This is a genomic window from Sphaerisporangium sp. NPDC004334 (assembly GCF_053602655.1).
Map to the genome: position 1 here is coordinate 160,301 of NZ_JBSGDZ010000010.1, position 16,527 is coordinate 176,827.

Annotated in this window: 16 protein-coding genes; 8 read left to right on the plus strand and 8 right to left on the minus strand. The window is 71.5% G+C overall.

Features of this window, described 5'->3' with window-relative positions; genetic code table 11:
- Positions 1–15: 15 nt before the first annotated feature.
- The 4 genes from lipB to ACWEN6_RS15005 all read left to right on the plus strand — a co-directional run bounded on the left by lipB (position 16) and on the right by ACWEN6_RS15005 (position 3,360).
- Positions 16–684, plus strand: coding sequence for a lipoyl(octanoyl) transferase LipB (gene lipB, locus ACWEN6_RS14990; RefSeq protein ID WP_452570797.1), 669 nt, complete (start codon positions 16–18; stop codon positions 682–684).
- Positions 685–759: 75 nt separating this feature from the next.
- A complete protein-coding gene (gene lipA, locus ACWEN6_RS14995; RefSeq protein ID WP_354925911.1) occupies positions 760–1,689 on the plus strand; it encodes a lipoyl synthase in 930 nt (309 codons plus the stop codon).
- A gap of 187 nt (positions 1,690–1,876) precedes the next feature.
- A complete protein-coding gene (locus tag ACWEN6_RS15000) occupies positions 1,877–2,557 on the plus strand; it encodes a DUF4191 domain-containing protein (RefSeq protein WP_452570710.1) in 681 nt (226 codons plus the stop codon).
- Positions 2,554–3,360 carry a class I SAM-dependent methyltransferase gene (locus tag ACWEN6_RS15005; RefSeq protein WP_452570711.1) on the plus strand — a complete coding sequence of 269 codons (807 nt, stop codon included), beginning with the start codon at positions 2,554–2,556 and terminating at the stop codon, positions 3,358–3,360. The genes ACWEN6_RS15000 and ACWEN6_RS15005 overlap by 4 nt, the downstream gene beginning before the upstream one ends.
- A 5-nt stretch (positions 3,361–3,365) precedes the next feature.
- Here ACWEN6_RS15005 and ACWEN6_RS15010 read toward each other — a convergent pair whose 3' ends face one another.
- On the minus strand, positions 3,366–3,824 hold the full coding sequence (locus tag ACWEN6_RS15010; protein WP_354843575.1) for an RDD family protein: 459 nt from the start codon (positions 3,822–3,824) through the stop codon (positions 3,366–3,368).
- A gap of 144 nt (positions 3,825–3,968) precedes the next feature.
- On the opposite strand from ACWEN6_RS15010, the gene glnA reads away from it, so the two are divergent.
- Entirely contained in the window at positions 3,969–5,393 is a 1,425-nt protein-coding gene (glnA, locus tag ACWEN6_RS15015) for a type I glutamate--ammonia ligase (protein ID WP_354843578.1), read from the plus strand.
- Positions 5,394–5,546: 153 nt separating this feature from the next.
- On the opposite strand, the gene ACWEN6_RS15020 is transcribed toward glnA, so the two are convergent.
- The gene (locus tag ACWEN6_RS15020; protein WP_452570712.1) at positions 5,547–6,665 is read right to left on the minus strand and encodes a Gfo/Idh/MocA family protein; all 1,119 of its coding nucleotides are present in this window, start codon (positions 6,663–6,665) and stop codon (positions 5,547–5,549) included.
- A 111-nt stretch (positions 6,666–6,776) separates the two neighbouring features.
- Positions 6,777–7,358, minus strand: coding sequence for a TetR/AcrR family transcriptional regulator (locus tag ACWEN6_RS15025; RefSeq protein ID WP_452570713.1), 582 nt, complete (start codon positions 7,356–7,358; stop codon positions 6,777–6,779).
- A gap of 199 nt (positions 7,359–7,557) precedes the next feature.
- Between ACWEN6_RS15025 and ACWEN6_RS15030 the strand changes: the two genes are divergently transcribed.
- Positions 7,558–8,391, plus strand: coding sequence for a helix-turn-helix transcriptional regulator (locus ACWEN6_RS15030; RefSeq protein WP_452570714.1), 834 nt, complete (start codon positions 7,558–7,560; stop codon positions 8,389–8,391).
- A 23-nt stretch (positions 8,392–8,414) separates the two neighbouring features.
- Here the strand turns inward: ACWEN6_RS15030 and ACWEN6_RS15035 are convergent, their stop codons facing one another.
- Entirely contained in the window at positions 8,415–8,582 is a 168-nt protein-coding gene (locus ACWEN6_RS15035) for a hypothetical protein (protein ID WP_452570715.1), read from the minus strand.
- Between the two features lie 281 nt (positions 8,583–8,863).
- Here ACWEN6_RS15035 and ACWEN6_RS15040 point away from each other — a divergent pair, with 281 nt between their 5' ends.
- Positions 8,864–9,046: a hypothetical protein gene (locus ACWEN6_RS15040; RefSeq protein WP_354843592.1), complete on the plus strand. Its 183-nt coding sequence runs from the start codon at positions 8,864–8,866 to the stop codon at positions 9,044–9,046.
- Between the two features lie 4 nt (positions 9,047–9,050).
- Here the strand turns inward: ACWEN6_RS15040 and ACWEN6_RS15045 are convergent, their stop codons facing one another.
- From ACWEN6_RS15045 to ACWEN6_RS15060, 4 genes are all read right to left on the minus strand, one after another.
- Positions 9,051–10,103, minus strand: a complete 1,053-nt coding sequence (locus ACWEN6_RS15045) for a polysaccharide deacetylase family protein (RefSeq protein WP_452570716.1) — start codon at positions 10,101–10,103, stop codon at positions 9,051–9,053.
- 160 nt (positions 10,104–10,263) lie between these two features.
- Positions 10,264–11,286, minus strand: a complete 1,023-nt coding sequence (locus ACWEN6_RS15050) for a hypothetical protein (protein ID WP_452570717.1) — start codon at positions 11,284–11,286, stop codon at positions 10,264–10,266.
- Between the two features lie 260 nt (positions 11,287–11,546).
- Entirely contained in the window at positions 11,547–14,546 is a 3,000-nt protein-coding gene (locus ACWEN6_RS15055) for a bifunctional [glutamine synthetase] adenylyltransferase/[glutamine synthetase]-adenylyl-L-tyrosine phosphorylase (RefSeq protein WP_452570798.1), read from the minus strand.
- An 81-nt stretch (positions 14,547–14,627) separates the two neighbouring features.
- Complete coding sequence (locus ACWEN6_RS15060) at positions 14,628–15,392, minus strand: type 1 glutamine amidotransferase (RefSeq protein ID WP_452570718.1); 765 nt, start codon at positions 15,390–15,392, stop codon at positions 14,628–14,630.
- 370 nt (positions 15,393–15,762) lie between these two features.
- On the opposite strand from ACWEN6_RS15060, the gene ACWEN6_RS15065 reads away from it, so the two are divergent.
- Positions 15,763–16,527: a nucleotide exchange factor GrpE gene (locus tag ACWEN6_RS15065; RefSeq protein ID WP_452570719.1), complete on the plus strand. Its 765-nt coding sequence runs from the start codon at positions 15,763–15,765 to the stop codon at positions 16,525–16,527.

Consider the following 16,527-nt stretch of genomic DNA (forward strand, 5'->3'; position numbering starts at 1 on the left):
CCTCGCAGACTCGCGCTGGTCCGCCTCGGAGTCGACGTGCCCTACGAGCAGGCGTGGGAGCTCCAGCGTGAGGTCCACGCCCGCCGGGCGGCCGGCCTGATCCCCGACACCTGCATGCTGCTGGAGCACGCCCCCGTCTACACCGCCGGCAAGCGCACCCGCCCTGAGGAGCGTCCCACCGACGGCACCCCGGTCATCGACGTCGACCGCGGCGGCAAGATCACCTGGCATGGTCCCGGCCAGCTCGTCGGCTATCCCATCGTCCGGCTCACCGAGGCGCTCGACGTCATCGCCTACGTCCGGCTGCTGGAGGAGGCGCTGATCAAGGTGTGCGCCGACTTCGGCGTGGTCGGCGGCCGGGTCGAGGGGCGCAGCGGCGTCTGGGTCGCCGGCGACCCGGCCAGCGGCCTGCCCGACCGCAAGCTCGGCGCCATCGGCATCCGGGTGGCCAGGGGCGTCACCATGCACGGCTACGCCCTCAACTGCGCCAACGACCCGAGCTGGTTCAACCGCATCATCCCGTGCGGCATCAGCGACGCCGGGGTCACCTCGCTGTCGGCCGAGACCGGGCGGCGCATCACCGTCGACGAGGTGCTGCCGTTCGCCGAGCGGCGCCTGGCCGAGGCCCTGGGCGCCGAAGGAGTCGACGTCCAGGAGGAGGACCTGCTGTCCGGGCGGCTCTGACCGCTCTCCGGAGGGGCCGTGAGCCTGGTCACCCGGTGGCCGGTCCGGCGCGGACGCGGACGTAAGCTGGAAGGCGTGACCGTAGCTCCTGAAGGCCGAAAGCTCCTCCGTCTGGAGGTGCGCAACAGCCAGACCCCCATTGAGCGCAAGCCCCCGTGGATCAAGACCAGGCTCCGCAACGGGCCGACGTTCAACGAGATCAGATCGCTCGTCAAGGACCAAGGTCTGCACACGGTCTGCCAGGAGGCCGGCTGTCCCAACATCTCCGAGTGCTGGGAAGATCGCGAGGCGACCTTCCTCATCGGAGGCGACCAGTGCACGCGGCGCTGTGACTTCTGCCAGATCGACACCGGCAAGCCCGCCGAGTACGACACCGACGAGCCGCGCCGGGTCGCCGAGTCGGTCGCGCAGATGGGCCTGCGCTACGCCACCGTCACCGGCGTCGCCCGCGACGACCTGCCCGACGGCGGCGCCTGGCTGTACGCCGAGACCGCACGGCAGATCCACTCCATGATCCCCGGCTGCGGCGTCGAGTTGCTGGTGCCCGACTTCAACGGCCACCGCGACCAGCTCGAAGAGGTCTTCGGAAGCCGTCCGGAGGTGTTCGCGCACAACATCGAGACGGTGCCGCGCATCTTCAAGCGCATCCGCCCCGCCTTCCGGTACGAGCGCTCCCTCGCGGTCATCACCATGGCCCACGAGGCGGGCCTGGTCACCAAGTCCAACCTCATCCTCGGCATGGGCGAGGAGCGCGAGGAGATCGTCCAGGCGATGCGCGACCTGCACGAGGCCGGCTGCGACCTGCTCACCATCACGCAGTACCTGCGCCCGACGCCGCGCCACCACCCGGTGGACCGCTGGGTCAAGCCCGAGGAGTTCGTCGAGCTGCAGGCCGAGGCCGAGCAGATCGGCTTCGCCGGGGTCATGTCCGGGCCCCTGGTCCGCTCCTCCTACCGCGCCGGCCGGCTCTACCGGCAGGCCGTCGAGGCCCGCCAGACCGCCTGAGGCCCGTTCCACATCCGTGAAGGGGGTGTCGTGCCGCCATGGCCGACCCCCTTCCCCGGTGATTCGAGGCGGCGCGTGGGTCGCCGGGCGTAGGCGGACGATGACGGGGCGACGCCGATGGTCACGGTCCGACCGGCCATCAGGTCACGTTTTCCTTTCTTGAGCCTTGCGTTTGTATCCTTCAACCATGGCGAAGAAGCCCGCAGACCCAGAGCGCCCGGGGCGCGTCAAGCAGCTCCGCATGGTCGCTCAGATCATCCAGAAGGCCAACCCCAAGGGGATGCCGATCGTCTACGCGTCGGCGCTGGCCACGCTGGTCGTCTTCGTCGTCGTCGGGCTCGTCACCGGGCTGCTGTGGCAGCTGATCATCCTCGGCGTGATGGTCGCGATCACGGTGGGCCTGCTGGTGTTCGGGCAGCTCGCCCAGCGGGCGCAGTATTCGATGCTCGAAGGCCAGCCGGGCGCCGCCGCGGCGATCCTGCAGAGCATGCGCGGCAACTGGCAGGTCACCCCGGCCGTCGCGGTCACCCGCGACCAGGACGTGGTGCACCGGGTCGTGGGCTTCCCCGGCATCGTGCTGGTCTCCGAGGGGCCCGGCACGCGGGTGCAGCGCATGCTCGTGGCCGAGAAGAAGCGCGTGCAGCGCGTGGCCATCGACGTGCCGGTCTACGACATCCAGTGCGGTGACGGCGAGGGCCAGGTGCCCATCAACAAGCTGCAGCGCCACCTGATGAAGCTCCCCCGCAACCTGAAGAAGGAAGCGGTGTCCGAGGTCAACTACCGCCTGCGGGCGCTGCCGCAGACGCTCCCGGTGCCGAAGGGCCCGATGCCGAAGGGCGCGCGCATGCCCCGCGGCAAGATGCGGTGACCTCCGGCTCCTCTCCGGTGACGCGCCGCGCGCTGGGCGAGGCGCCGAGCGCGCGGGCCAGCCGCCGCTGGTGGGACGCCGCGGCCGACGACTACCAGGCCGAGCACGGCGGTTTCCTGCGCGACGACGGCTTCGTCTGGTGCCCCGAAGGGCTGGACGAGGCCGACGCGCGCCTGCTGGGCGACGTGCGCGGCCGCCGGGTGCTCGAGATCGGCTGCGGCGCCGGGCAGTGCGGCCGGTGGCTCGCCGGCCAGGGCGCCGAGGTGGCCGCGTTCGACGTGTCCCACCGCCAGCTCCAGCACTCCAGGCGCATCGACGAGCAGATCGGCACCCGCCTGCCCGTGGTCCAGGCCGACGCGGGCCGCATTCCCTTCTCCTCCGAGTCCTTCGACGTGGCCTGCTCGGCGTACGGGGCCCTGCCGTTCGTCGCCGACGCCGGCGCGGTGCTGGCCGAGATCCGCCGGGTGCTGCGGCCGGGCGGGCGGCTGGTGTTCTCGGTGAGCCACCCGATCCGCTGGGCGTTTCCGGACGATCCGGGCCCGCGCGGGCTGACCGCCGACCGCTCCTACTTCGACCGTTCGCCGTACGTGGAGCAGGACGAGGACGGCGAGCCGTCCTACGTCGAGCACCACCGCACGCTGGGCGACTGGGTGGGCGCGGTGACAGGCGCGGGGCTCACGCTCACGTCCCTGGTGGAACCCGAGTGGCCGGCCGGGCACGAGCGCGTGTGGGGCGGCTGGAGCCCCCTGCGCGGCCGCCTGCTGCCGGGTACCGCGATCTTCTCCTGCACCAGGCGGCCCTGAGGGGCTCAGAGCCGGACGACCACGGTGCGGGCGGCGCGGTCGTGCAGGCCGCGCCCGTCGCGGTCCCAGACGACGGCGGGGACCACCAGGCAGAGCAGCAGCGTGCGCAGGACGACGGCGCCGAACCCCGGCCGGCCGCCGTCGAGCGCGGCGACCCTGATGCCGAACAGCCGCATGCCCAAGGTCATGCCGATGGTGCCCACCAGCAGGACGTACTCGGCGGCGAACACGGCGAAGCCCACCCAGCCGGCGCTGCGCGGGTCGACCCGCAGCAGGCCACCGGCGATGGCCCACGTGCAGATGAGCCAGTCGACGGTGATCGCGCCGATGCGCCGCCCGAACCCCGAGACCGATCCGCTGCCCTCCCTCGGGAGGCCGAGCCGCTCGCCCGGATGCCCGAGGTCGACGCCGGCGGCGCGGGTGCCGCCGATCCACGTCTGCGTCCAGCGGGGTTGCTTGCTCATGCGGGTAAGATATCGGGAGGCCGCAGCGGTGGTTCCGGCGGCATACCCCCCCTCTGCTTAACATCCGTGAAACAAACGAGACATGGGGTGGAAACGGCACAGGCCTACGTTCAAGTCTGAAAGCCCGTGCCCCTGGGAGGTTGGATGTTCAGCTCCGCCGACGACGTCCTGAAGTTCATCAGGGACGAAGGGGTGCAGTTCGTCGATGTCAGGTTCACCGACCTGCCGGGCACGACGCACCACTTCACCTTCCCTGTGGAGAACTTCGGCGCCAGCGTCTTCACCGACGGCCTCATGTTCGACGGCTCGTCGATCCGCGGGTTCCAGGCCATTCACGAGTCGGACATGCTCCTGCTGCCCGATCCGTCGACGGCCGTCCTGGACCCGTTCCGTCAGCACAAGACGCTCAACATCAACTTTTTCGTCCACGACCCGCTGACCGGCGAGGCCTACAGCCGCGACCCGCGCAACGTCGCCCGCAAGGCCGAGGAGTACCTCAAGGGCACCGGCATCGCCGACACGGTCTACTTCGGCCCTGAGGCCGAGTTCTACATCTTCGACGATGTGCGGTTCTCCAGCAGCGCGAGCGAGAGCTACTACCACATCGACTCCATCGAGGGCGCCTGGAACACCGGCAAGGCCCAGGAGGGCGGCAACCTCGGGTACAAGCCGCGCTACAAGGGCGGCTACTTCCCGGTGCCGCCGATGGACCACTTCACCGACCTGCGCTCCGAGATGGTCCGCCGCCTGATCGAGGCGGGCATCGAGACCGAGATGCAGCACCACGAGGTGGGCACCGCCGGCCAGGCCGAGATCGACTTCAGGTTCGGCACGCTGCTCAAGACCGCCGACAACCTGATGCTGTACAAGTACATCATCAAGAGCACCGCGGTGGAGTTCGGCCACACGGTCACCTTCATGCCCAAGCCGATCTTCGGGGACAACGGCTCCGGCATGCACTGCCACCAGTCGCTCTGGAAGGACGGCGAGCCGCTCTTCTACGACGAGGTCGGCTACGCGGGGCTGTCGGACACCGCGCGCTACTACATCGGCGGCCTGCTCAAGCACGCGCCGGCGCTGCTGGCCTTCACCAACCCGACGGTGAACTCCTACCACCGCCTGGTGCCGGGCTACGAGGCGCCGGTCAACCTGGTGTACTCCCAGCGCAACCGCTCGGCCTGCATCCGCATCCCGATCACCGGGTCCAACCCGAAGGCCAAGCGCATCGAGTTCCGCGTCCCGGACCCGTCGTGCAACCCGTACTTCGCCTTCGCCGCGCAGCTCATGGCGGGCCTGGACGGCATCCGCAACAAGATCGAGCCGCCGGCGCCGGTCGACAAGGACCTCTACGAGCTTCCTCCGGAGGAGGCCGGCCAGGTCCCGCAGGTCCCCGGTTCGCTGCAGGAGGTTCTGGCCGCGCTGGAGGCCGACCACGAGTTCCTGCTCGAGGGCGGCGTGTTCACGCCCGACCTCATCGAGACGTGGATCGCCTACAAGCGCGAGAACGAGATCGACCCGATCCGTCTGCGCCCGCACCCGCACGAGTTCGAGCTCTACTACGACGTGTGACCGGCGACCGCGCGGCGACGCACGTGTGCGTCGCGCGGTCTCCGGCCGGTGCTGCCGCGAGGCGGTCCCGCAGGTCGTCGAGTCGGAAGCCCGTGGCAAGGGCATGCACCTCGCCACGGGCTTTCCGTTTCCCACCTTGGGCCTTTCGCGCGGTCAAGCGGCCGAACCTGCCGGAACCTGGACGGATCCGGTGCGGGATGCCCGCTCGATCGCTTCGACGAGCCGGTGCCGCGAAAGGGCGTGATCGAAGCCGGGGACGGTCTCGGTGCCGTCCCGCACGTCCTTCGCCAGGAACGCATAGGTCTGTGCCACGTTCTGCGGAAGCGCGGCCAGGGCGCGCGGGACCGGGCCGAAGTAGTGATCAGGAACGGTGATCTCGGCGACCGCGGTGTCGGCGCCTCGGCCGCCTTCCAGCTTCAGATTTGCCACCTGCAGGTTTCCGTTGACTCCGGCCGCGGTGAGGACGAGGTCGCCTTCGGTGCCGTTGATCTCCCACCGCAGGTTGTCGCCGCGCGAGAAGCCGCCGCGGTAGAACAAGGACAGGGCCGCGCCGTTGTCCAGCGTCCCGATGACGGACAGCTGGTCGGCCGTCGTCACCGGGATCGTCGTCCCATCGTCCACCACCCGCACCTCCTCGCGGCCGATGACGAGGTTGGCCGAGACGCCGGCGAGGTCCCCCAGCGCGTGGTTCACCGCTTCGAGGGCGTGCACCCCCGCCGCGGTCAGGAGCGTCGCTCCGTTGGCCGCGTCGAAGATGTAGGCGTGGGCGCGGTCGGTCTCGGGTCCCCAGGAGACCCCTGACCCGGTCAGCGTCGTGCCGAGCACCCGGCCGACGTAGCCGTCGGCGATGAGGTCGCGGACATGACGGACCACCGGGGAGAAGCGGGCCTGCAGTCCGATCACGGTGCGCACGCCCGCGGCCCGGGCGCGCTGGGCGAGATCGGCCGCCTCGCGGAGATCCACGCCCAGCGGCCATTCGCTGTAGACCATCTTCCCGGCCTCCAGCGCCGCCGAGACGAGCGCATGGTGGTGGGTCACCTTCACCGCCACCACCACCAGGTCGACACCGGGATCCGCGATCAGGTCCCTGTGGTCGTCGTACGCCGCCGGGACGTCGAACTCCTTCGCGGCGAGCTCGGCGGACTCCCGCCGCGTGGTGCTGATCGCGCGCAGGTCGTAGTAGTCGGAAAGGGCCTTGAGCGCCGGGACGTGGCTGATGGCCGCCCATCCTCGCGAGCTCGCCCCGATGATCCCGACACCGATCTTGTTCATGTGCTTCCCCCATGGTGGAGCCGGCCGCGGGTGCGGTCCGGGTGATGTGACGCGTGAGCCGCGCACGGGTTAATTCTTGAATGCTCGTTACATTTTGAGGGCAGGGAGAACTCAGTCGAGGCAGCCCATGGCCACCTCCACGATGCGCATCAGTGACCCGCGATCGGCGGTGATCGCGCCCATGACCCGCAGGCCGTGGACGGTCGCCAGCAGGAATCCCGCCAGGTCCCTCGCATCCCGAGCGCCGGCGACCTGCCCGCCCGCCTGGGCTTGGCGGATCGCCTCGGTCAGCGCGTCCTCCAGTGACGCGGTCGTCGCCCGCACGCGCTTGGCGACATCAGGGTCATGGGGCAGCCGCTCCGTCGTCGCGCTCACGATGAGACAGGACAACCGTTCGCCGTCGTGGACGATCTCGTCCACCACGCCGACCAGCACCGCGTGGATCAGGTCCCGGGCGGGCGCGCCGCTGCCGAGAAGTTCGACCAGCGGGACCGCGTACCGCTCCCGATAACGATCCATGACCGCCAGGTACAGACCCTCCTTGCTGCCGAACGCCGCGTACAACGACCCCCGCCCGACTCCCGTGGCGTCGACCAGGTCCTGCACCGAAGTCCCCTCGTACCCCCTGCGGCGGAAGGCGGACATGGCCGCCTCAAGCGCGGCCTCGGTGTCGAACTCCCTGACTCGAGCCATGGAAGCAGGCTACGACTATCTGGAACGCACGGTCAAGTATCAGTGCCGCCGGTCACAGAAGGGGACGTCATCGGCCTGGCGGGAGGTGTCGGGGGCCCGGCCGGCGGCGGGTACGCTGCAGACAGCCCTGATCCGAGGCGTGGGACGGCGGCGCCGGGGGCGCCCGCGCCCGGTGGGCGTCGAGGGGGTGTTCTCGTCCATGGACCGGGTCCGACTGGCCGAATTCCTGCGCACGCGGCGGGAGGCGCTGCAGCCCGAGGACGTCGGCCTGCCGCGCGGAGCGCGACGCCGCACCGGCGGGCTGCGCCGCGAGGAGGTCGCCGCGCTGTCCGGCATGTCCACCGACTACTACAGCCGCATCGAGCAGCGGCGCGGCCCGATGCCGTCGGAGCAGATGCTCGCCGCGCTGTCCCGTGGCCTGCGCCTGTCCGCCGAGGAGCGCGACCATCTGTTCCGCCTGGCCGGGCACGCCACGCCGCCGCGGGTCCCGCGCGGCGACCAGGTCTCACCCGGCATGGCGCGCATTCTGGACCGGCTGGAGGACACCCCCGCCCAGGTGGTCACCCATCTCGGGGAGACGCTCAGGCAGACCCCGCCCGCGGTCGCGCTGATGGGCGACCAGACCCGCCACACCGGGCTGGCGCGCAGCCTGCACTACCGCTGGTTCACCGACCCCGCCGAGCGGCTGATCCACCCCGAGGACGACCATCCGCTGCACGACCGCCTCATCGCGGCCGGTCTGCACGATGCCTACACGCGCGACGGCAGGGGGTCGCGGGCGGCCGCGATCGTCGAGGCGCTGCTGGAGGAGAGCCCGGCGTTCGCCGCGGTGTGGCGTGAGCATCCCGTGCTGGGCCCCGCCTGTCCGGCCAAGCGCGTCCGGCACCCGCGGCTCGGCCTGCTGGAGCTGTACTGCCAGACGCTGGCCGACCCCGACCGGTCACAGTTCCTGCAGGTCTTCACCGCCCGGCCCGGCAGCCCGACCGAGGACAGGCTCCGCGAGCTGTCGCCGATCGGCGCCGCGCGCATCTGAATCGAGCGGCCCCGCCCCGGTCTCTAGCGGCGGCGCCGGGGGTCGTGGCCCTTGCCGTCGCGGATGTCGACCACCGGGCCCGGCGCGGTGGGCTTGCCGAGGATGCCCGAGGACAGCCCCGAGGTCAGCCCGGCCACGGCCCGCAGCAGCTCCCGCAGCGCGCTCCCTGTGCTCTTGGGGATGTGCGACATGGAGATTCCTCCCGTGAACGAAGGCTCATGAACGTCATATCGTGCGACGTGCTCAATATCACGATATGTCGCGTCAACCGGCCCCGTCCAGCCGCCCTGGTCACCGCCCCGCGCCCCCGATGGTTCCCGGGCGAGGGGGCGGGGAGGGGGCGCTATACCCTCGTGTCGTGTCCGTTCAGCCCGGTGGCGTCCGCGCCGAGGAAGCCTCCCGGGGTTCATGACGTTGGCATGGTGACGGGCACACGCGAGCGATGGCTGCCCGGGTGAGGAAAGGGAATCCATTGTTCGGTCGCAAGCCCCTCGAAGAGCGCATCGCCGAGCGCCGCGCCCAGCTGCCCCCGCTCAAGGAGGGGCAGCACTTCGAGCACGGGCCCGCGAAGTTCGTCTTCGTCTTCCTGATCGTGTTCGTGGTGTTCGCCCACCTGATCGGGCTCGTCGTGCTGATGGCCCTGGACCTGCACTAGCCGGTCAGTACGGCAGCGTGTACCCGGCGAAGCGGCTCGCGACGTACGGCGCCTTGAACTTGGGGAAGGCCACGGTCCTGATGTCCCCGTCGGAGGTGTAGCGGTCCTCGGGGTGGGCGTTGAGCCAGTCGAGCCAGGCCGTGGAGCAGAACCGGGCGCAGTCGCCGACCTTGTCCATGGCCCGGATGCGCGGGATGCCGAGCGGGTCGAAGTCCTTGCTGAACGGCGAGGCGCCGGGGGTGTACCCGGCGAGGAAGACCCCCGAGTAGTTGTACTTCACGCCACCGGCCTCGCCCCGCATGGCCCAGTCTTTGGTGCTGGGCTGGTTGCCGTAGGGCAGGGCGAGCGTGACGGGCACGTCCTTGATCAACGAGGTGATCAGCTTCTGGCCCGCGGCGATCTGGTCGGTGACCTGCTGCTTGGACTTGCCGCGCAGGTTCATGTGGTCGCGCGTGTGGTTGCCGATGTCGAAGCCGTTGTCCCGCAGCCAGCCGAGCGTCTGCGCCTGGGCCTCGGGCCCGAAGGTGCCGAACATGTCCCTGATGACGTAGAAGGTGGCCACCGGCCGGAACCCCGGATGCTTGGCGGCCACGTCCTGCAGAATGGCCACCGCGGTGTCCGCCTTGGGCTTGCCCATGCCGTCCAGCGTGAGCTGCGAGGGCGAGGAGTCGTCGAAGGTCAGCACGACCGGGTGGCGCCCCGCCGGGATGGCGATCTTGCCGGTGGTGTACTCCCTGGCCGTGATCGGGACGTAGCCGTCCTTGGCGAGGCGTTCGAGCTCCGCGCGGAACTGCGCGGGGGTGCGGTCGTCGGTGACGGTCGGCTTGGCCACCACACGGTGATACATGATCACCGGGATCTGGCCCAGTTCGTTCGCCTTGACCTTGGCCGCGATGGCCACGGCGGCCTTCCGCGCCTCCTGCGCGGCGGCCGGCCCGGCCTGCTTGTGCGGCGCGGCCGGCTGCGCGGCGACCTTGGTGTCCCCGTGGCCGCACGCGGCCAGCGCCAAGACGCCGAGCGACAGCACCCCGATATGACCTGCCCGGAACCGCCCCATGGTCCCCCCAACCAGCGCGCGGAATGAGATATGGCTCTCCTACCCCCCGTCTCGCGCTCTCAACACGTAACGCAGCACGTCGAACACTTACAGTGAGGGCATTCGCCGTGCACGACAGCAATCGGGGCGGCATTCGGGGCGGCGTTCGCCGGTGCCGCGCCTACTTTCCGGACGTCTCCCCCGCCCGTACGCGGATGCCGGTGAGCCGGCGCAGGATGTCCCACCAGAACGGGGCCCCGAACAGCAGGGCGAAGAAGGTGATGAGGAATCCCGGCCAGTGACCCGGGCTGATCAGCCGGTGCAACCAGTCGCCGCCCTTCCAGGACCACTGGGGGCTGCCGCCCTCGGGGATGCGCACCGACACCGGCGCGTGGCTGACCATCTGCACGAACGCGGGGGCCGACAGCACCTCGGTCACGCAGCCGTAGGGGTCGGCAGGGTGCTCGGGGCACTTGTCGCGCAGGGACTCCAGCGACCGGGCTCCCCCGTCGGCCGTGGTCGCGACCTGCGCCCTGATGGCGTTGTCGGTGAGGATGGCCCTGCCGTACTCCAGGGCGTCCATGCTGAACACCAGCGTCAGCACCAGGCCGAGCGCGGCGATCACCCAGCGCACGTAGCGGCGGTAGAGCATGGTCAGCCGCGACATCTCGCCGTCGAACCACTCTTCGACGCCCTTGCGGAAGGCGTCCAGGTCGCCGTGCGCGGTGTCCCAGGCGCCCTTGAGCGGCCGGTACAGCGGGCTGCCGCTCTGCTCCAGCTTGGTGAGCATGGCCGGCACGCCGCCCTCGCCGGTGACGATCTCCATCATCGCCATGGCGAAGCGGCCGGGCGGGATGGAGGCGATGCTGGTCCTGCCGTCCTTGCCGTGGTCGATCTCGCGCAGCCGCTCGTAGAGCAGACCGGTCCAGCTCGTCGCCGAGTTCCGCACCGGCGGGGGCTGGGCGCTGAACGCGGGGCGCTCGTCCCGGCGGAACGGCAGGCTCGCGAACACCTCGGCGATGGTGCTCGGGATGGACTTCCTGCCCTTGTGCCCGTCGAGGGTGTCCCTGAGGTAGGCCCACAGGAACTTGCTGCGGATGCCGAGCAGGCGCACCAGGCCCTCGTTCACGCCGCTGAGCAGGAGGGAGAACATCAGGAACGCCAGGACCAGGCCGATGGCGAGGTCGATGTAGACGGAGTTCACCGGGCATCACCGGCCGGGCCCTGCGGGGCGGCGCGGAAGTCCGAGGGGGGCATGACCGTTCCTCCACGAAGCGGTAGGTCAACGGAACGTCAACAAAGGTACTCATTGAGGTCATGGGGCGCGGGGACCTTCGCCCACGCCGCGCCGGGACGACGCCGCGCCTCGGTCGCGCCACGCGACAGACCGCCCGAGGGAGGCGTCGCCGGCGGAAAAGAGCGGAACGCGGCGGAAGGGAACGGAAGAGAGCGGAACGCGGCGGGTCAGGCGCCGCCGTAGAAGACGCGCTCGGTGACCACCCGCGCCCGGCGGGTGGTCCTCAGGTAGTCCTCGACGAAGTCCTCCGAGCCGTCGGGCGGGTAGCCGAGGGCGCGGGAGATCAGCATGCGCTCGCGCACGTCGACCGGGATGCTGTCGCCGGCCCGGCCGCGCACCAGCATGATGGCGTCGCGGATCTGGGAGGCGAAGCGCCAGGCCTCGGCCAGGACCTCCTCGTCGGTGGAGGCCAGCAGCCCGGCCCCGACGGCCGCGCGCAGGGCCTCCAGCGTGCGGGTGGTGCGCAGCTCGGGGATCTGGCAGGCGTGGCGGAGCTGGATGAGCTGGGCGAGCCACTCGACGTCCGACAGCCCGCCCCTGCCGAGCTTGGTGTGCAGCAGCGGGTCGGCGCCGCGGGGCAGCCGCTCGGCCTCCATGCGTGCCTTCAGCCGGCGGATCTCGCGCATGGCCGCCTCGCCGATGCCGTCGGGCGGGTAGCGAAGCGGTTCGACCAGCTCCATGAACGCCTGGCCCAGGTGCGGGTCTCCGGCCGAGAAGCGGGCGCGCAGCAGCGCCTGGGACTCCCACGGCGAGGACCAGCGCCGGTAGTAGGCGGCGTAGGAGGACAGGGTGCGCACGAGGGGGCCCTGGCGGCCCTCCGGGCGCAGGTCGGGGTCGATCAGCAGCGGCGGATCGGGCGCGGGACGGGCGAGCAGGCGGCGCAGCTCGTTGGCGACCGCGTGCGCGGCGTCGGCGGCGGCCTTTTCGTCGGCGCCCTCCAGCGGCGAGTGGACGAACATCACGTCGGCGTCGCTGCCGTAGGAGCATTCGTAGCCGCCGAGCCGGCCCATCGCGATCACCGCGAAGCGCGTGGGGAACTCGCCGCGCCGTTCGAGGGTGACCTTGTGGACGGCGGAGTCCAGGGCGGCCTGGATGGTGACGTCGTTGAGCTCGGAGAGGGCCTGGCCGACCTCCTCGATGTCGATGCGGCCGACCAGCCCGGCGACCGCCGTGCGCAGCAGCTCGCGGCGGCGCAGCGCGCGGACCGACACCACGGCGCTCTCGGCGTCCTGGGAGTGGCGCCGCACCGAGGCGGCGGCCTCGCCGGCGATGGCCTGCTTGGGGCGCGGCGTCAGCTCGCCGTCCGAGCCGAGCATGGCGACGGCGTCCGGCGAGTGCAGCAGCAGGCCGGTGGCGTAGCGGCTGGTGCCCAGCAGGCGGGCCAGGCGCTCGGCGACCGCGGTCTCGTCGCGCAGCAGGCGCAGGTACCAGGGGGTGGTGCCGAGCTTGTCGCTGATCTGGCGAAAGCCCAGCAGCCCGGCGTCGGGGTCGGGCGCGTCGGCGAACCAGCCGAGCATGACCGGCAGCAGCGTGCGCTGGATCGCCGCCCTGCGGGAGACGCCGCTGGTGAGGGCCGCGATGTGCCTCAGGGCTCCGTCGGGGTCGGCGTAGCCGAGCGCGGACAGCCGGGCCGAGGCGGCCGCCGCCGACAGGCGGGCCTCCTCTCCGGGCAGCCGGGCGACGGCCTGCAGCAGCGGCCGGTAGAAGAGCTTCTCGTGCAGGCGCCGCGCCTCCCTGGCGTGGCGCTTCCAGCGGGTGGTGAACTCCCCCACCGGGTCGACGACCATGCCGAGGCCGCGGCCGATGCGGCGCAGGTCGGTGACGTTCTCCGGCACGACGTGCGTGCGGCGCAGGCGGTGCAGCTGCAGCAGGTGCTCGATCTGCCGCAGGAAGGTGTAGGCCTCGGCCAGGGCCTTGGCGTCGTCCCTGCCGACGTAGCCGCCCCGCGAGAGGGCGGCCAGGGCGGGCAGGGTGGCGCGGCGGCGCAGCAGCCCGTCGGTGCGGCCGTGCACGAGCTGGAGGAGCTGGACGGCGAACTCGATGTCGCGCAGGCCGCCGGGGCCGAGCTTGATCTGCCGGTCGGCCTCGCCGGCGCGGACGTGGGCCTCGACCCTGCGGCGCATGGCCTGGACGTCCTCGACGAAGTTCTCGCGGGCGGCGGACTGCCAGACCAGCTCGTTGACCGCGGCGACGTACTCGCCACCGAGTTCGAGATCGCCGGCGACCGGCCGCGCCTTGAGCAGCGCCTGGAACTCCCAGGTCTTGGCCCACCGGCGGTAGTACGTCAGGTGGCTGGTGAGCGTGCGGACCAGCGGCCCGGCCTTGCCCTCGGGCCGCAGCGCGGCGTCCACCTCCCACAGGGAGCCCTCGGGGGTGCTGGTGGAGCACGCGCGCATCATGCCCTGCGCCAGCCGGGTGGCGGTCTGGAGCGCCTTGGTCTCGTCGACGCCGTCGCGGGGCTCTGCGACGAACACGACGTCCACGTCGCTGATGTAGTTCAGCTCGCGGGCGCCGCACTTGCCCATGCCGATCACCGCGAGGCGGACGTCGGCGCTCTCGGGGACCTCGGCCCTGGCGATGGCGAGCCCGGCCTCCAGGGCGCCGGAGGCCAGGTCGGACAGCTCGGAGGTGATCTCCGACAGCGAGGCGGCGCCGGTGATGTCGCGGGCGGCCAGGTGCAGCAGCCTGCCGCGGTAGGCGACGCGCAGGGCGGACATGGCCGACGTGGCCGACGCGGCCGGCGTGGCCTCGGCGCCGCCGTGCGAGGCGCACGGCTCGGGGTCGTCCGGGTCGGCGCCGACGGCCGCCAGCAGCTCTGAGCGCATCGCGTGCCGGGGCGTGCGCTGGACGGCCTCGTCGCCGGACAGGAGCTTCCAGTGCTCGGGATGGCGCACGACGTGGTCTCCGAGCGCGGCCGACAACCCGAAGACGCCGAGCAGCCGCGATCGCAGGCCCGGGTCGGCGCGCAATGCGCCGAGGACGCTCGGGTCGCGCTCGGCGAGGCGGTTGAGCGAGATGAGGGCGAGGTCGGGGTCGGCCGCGCCGACCAGGGCCGCGAGCAGGTCAAGATCGCCCACGGCCTCAGGTCCGAGGTCGTCGAGAAGCCGCTCGGCCTGGGCTCCGTCGGCGAAGCCCAGCCGGGCGAGACGCCCTGCTGTCGTCTGCATACGGGACTCGGCGGTCACATGCTCAACGTAGCCGCTTCCTCACCGATTCGTCGTTAGTGGTTTCGCTACGTAATCGCCCGGTCACCGGGAATGGACATGGGTGCCGGGCAGGTCGCCGGGCTCCCGCCCCTCCCGCGCGACGGCGGCGAAGGCCTCGGCGAGGGGGCGCCAGGTCCGCCGCAGCTCCGGCTCGGCGGCGTCCACCTCGGCGCAGAGCCGGGCGGCGTCGTGTCCGGACGCGGCCAGCTCGGCGAGGTTCGGCCCGGTCCACGACCCGAAGATCTCCGGCGACGCCTCGGGGTGGAACTGCACGGCCCAGGCCCGCTCACCGAGGCGGAATGCCTGGTTGGGGTAGGCGGCGCCCGTGGCCAGCGGGACGGCGCCGGGGGGCAGGACGGTGACGGCGTCCTGGTGGTACTGCACGGCACGCGCGGTGAGCGGCAGCCCGGCGAACAGCGGGTCGTCGGCGGCGGCCGGCAGCAGGGACACCTCGCCCAGGCCGACCTCCAGCCCCGCCTCCCCCGGACGGACCTCTCCGCCGCAGGCCAGGGCCATGAGCTGGGCGCCCAGGCAGATGCCGAGGGTGGGCAGCGACGCCTCGACCGCCCGTCTGATCAGCTCACGGGTGGCCGGCAGCCATGGCGTCCCCTCGTCGTCCCAGGCCGACGGCGCGCCGCCGAGCACGACAAGACCGGCGACTCCCGTCCCGGCGTCGAGGGAGGGGATCTCCTCGCCCAGGTACGGCCGCACGACCTCGCAGGCCAGGCCCGCCCCGGCCAGCCATCCGGCGAACAGGCCGAGGCCCGCCTCGGCCTCGTGCTCGACGATCAAGATCCGGTTTGTCATCCCTCAATTATGAGTGTCCGAATCAACGCCTCCGCCGGTGGAACGCAGGAGGGACGCGGACCCGCACCGGGCGGATTCGCCCGCCGGGACGAGAGGCGGCGGCGATCCCATCTGACATCACCCGGCGCGCAATGCATGTAACTAATGGGACTTATGGGATCTAAGCCATATCCAACCGAGAATTCCCTGCGCCGAGCCGTGAAGGATGTATATACGGTGCAGGTCCCGCCTCCGAAAGGCCCGCGACCGGGATGACCGATCAGTCCGACATAAGGCTCATTACCGGACAGATCAATCTCTACCGGGCGGGGTCTTCGGTGGCCTACAGTTACTGACGTCAGGAATTCTTATTTCCGCCGCGAGGAGATCGATGGCGCCTCCCCCCGAAGAGCCGCGCGAGCCCGCCTCCGGCGGCACGACGCCCTCCGCGCCCTCCGAGGGGCAGGCCGACGCCGCCAAGGAGCTCTCGCGCCAGGTCGAGGAGCTCACCCGCCGGCTCGCCGCCCTCGCCGAGACCGTGGGGCGCGAGCACGAGCGGGCAGCGCACCGGGAGCAGGTGATCGACCGCCTGCACGCCGAGAACCAGCAACTGCGGCACGGGGCGCTCCAGGAGGCCCTGACCCCCGTCAGGGCGGCCCTGTACCGCCTGCACGACACGGTGGCGCGCGAGGCGGCGCGCTGGCAGGGGCCGCGCGTCCCGTCGGCCGAGCTGGCCGGGCCGCTGTTGTCGGCCATCGCCGAGGAGCTCGCCGAGGTGCTCGGCCGCACGGGCGCCGAGCGCGTGGGCGTCAAGGCGGGCGACGCCTATGACCCGGCCCTCCACCGGCCGGCGGGCACCAGCCCGGTGGCCGCCGGGGAGGACGGGACGGTCGTGGAGGTGCTGGGCGAGGCCTTCACCATGGGCGAGCGGGTGCTGCGCAAGGCGCCGGTGGTGGTGGGGAGGGCCGACGACCGGGCGGCGCAGCCGAAATCGACCGATCCAAAAAAAGCGAAGAAACAGGATAAAGCGGGCAGCGCGGACGACCCGAAGCAACAGCGAGGCAATCGAAACAACGGCAAGGCCGACAATGCGCGTGACGCGGTGAACGGCGCCGCCGAACGCGCCGGCGGCGGCACGGAGAAGGAGAGCGAGTAG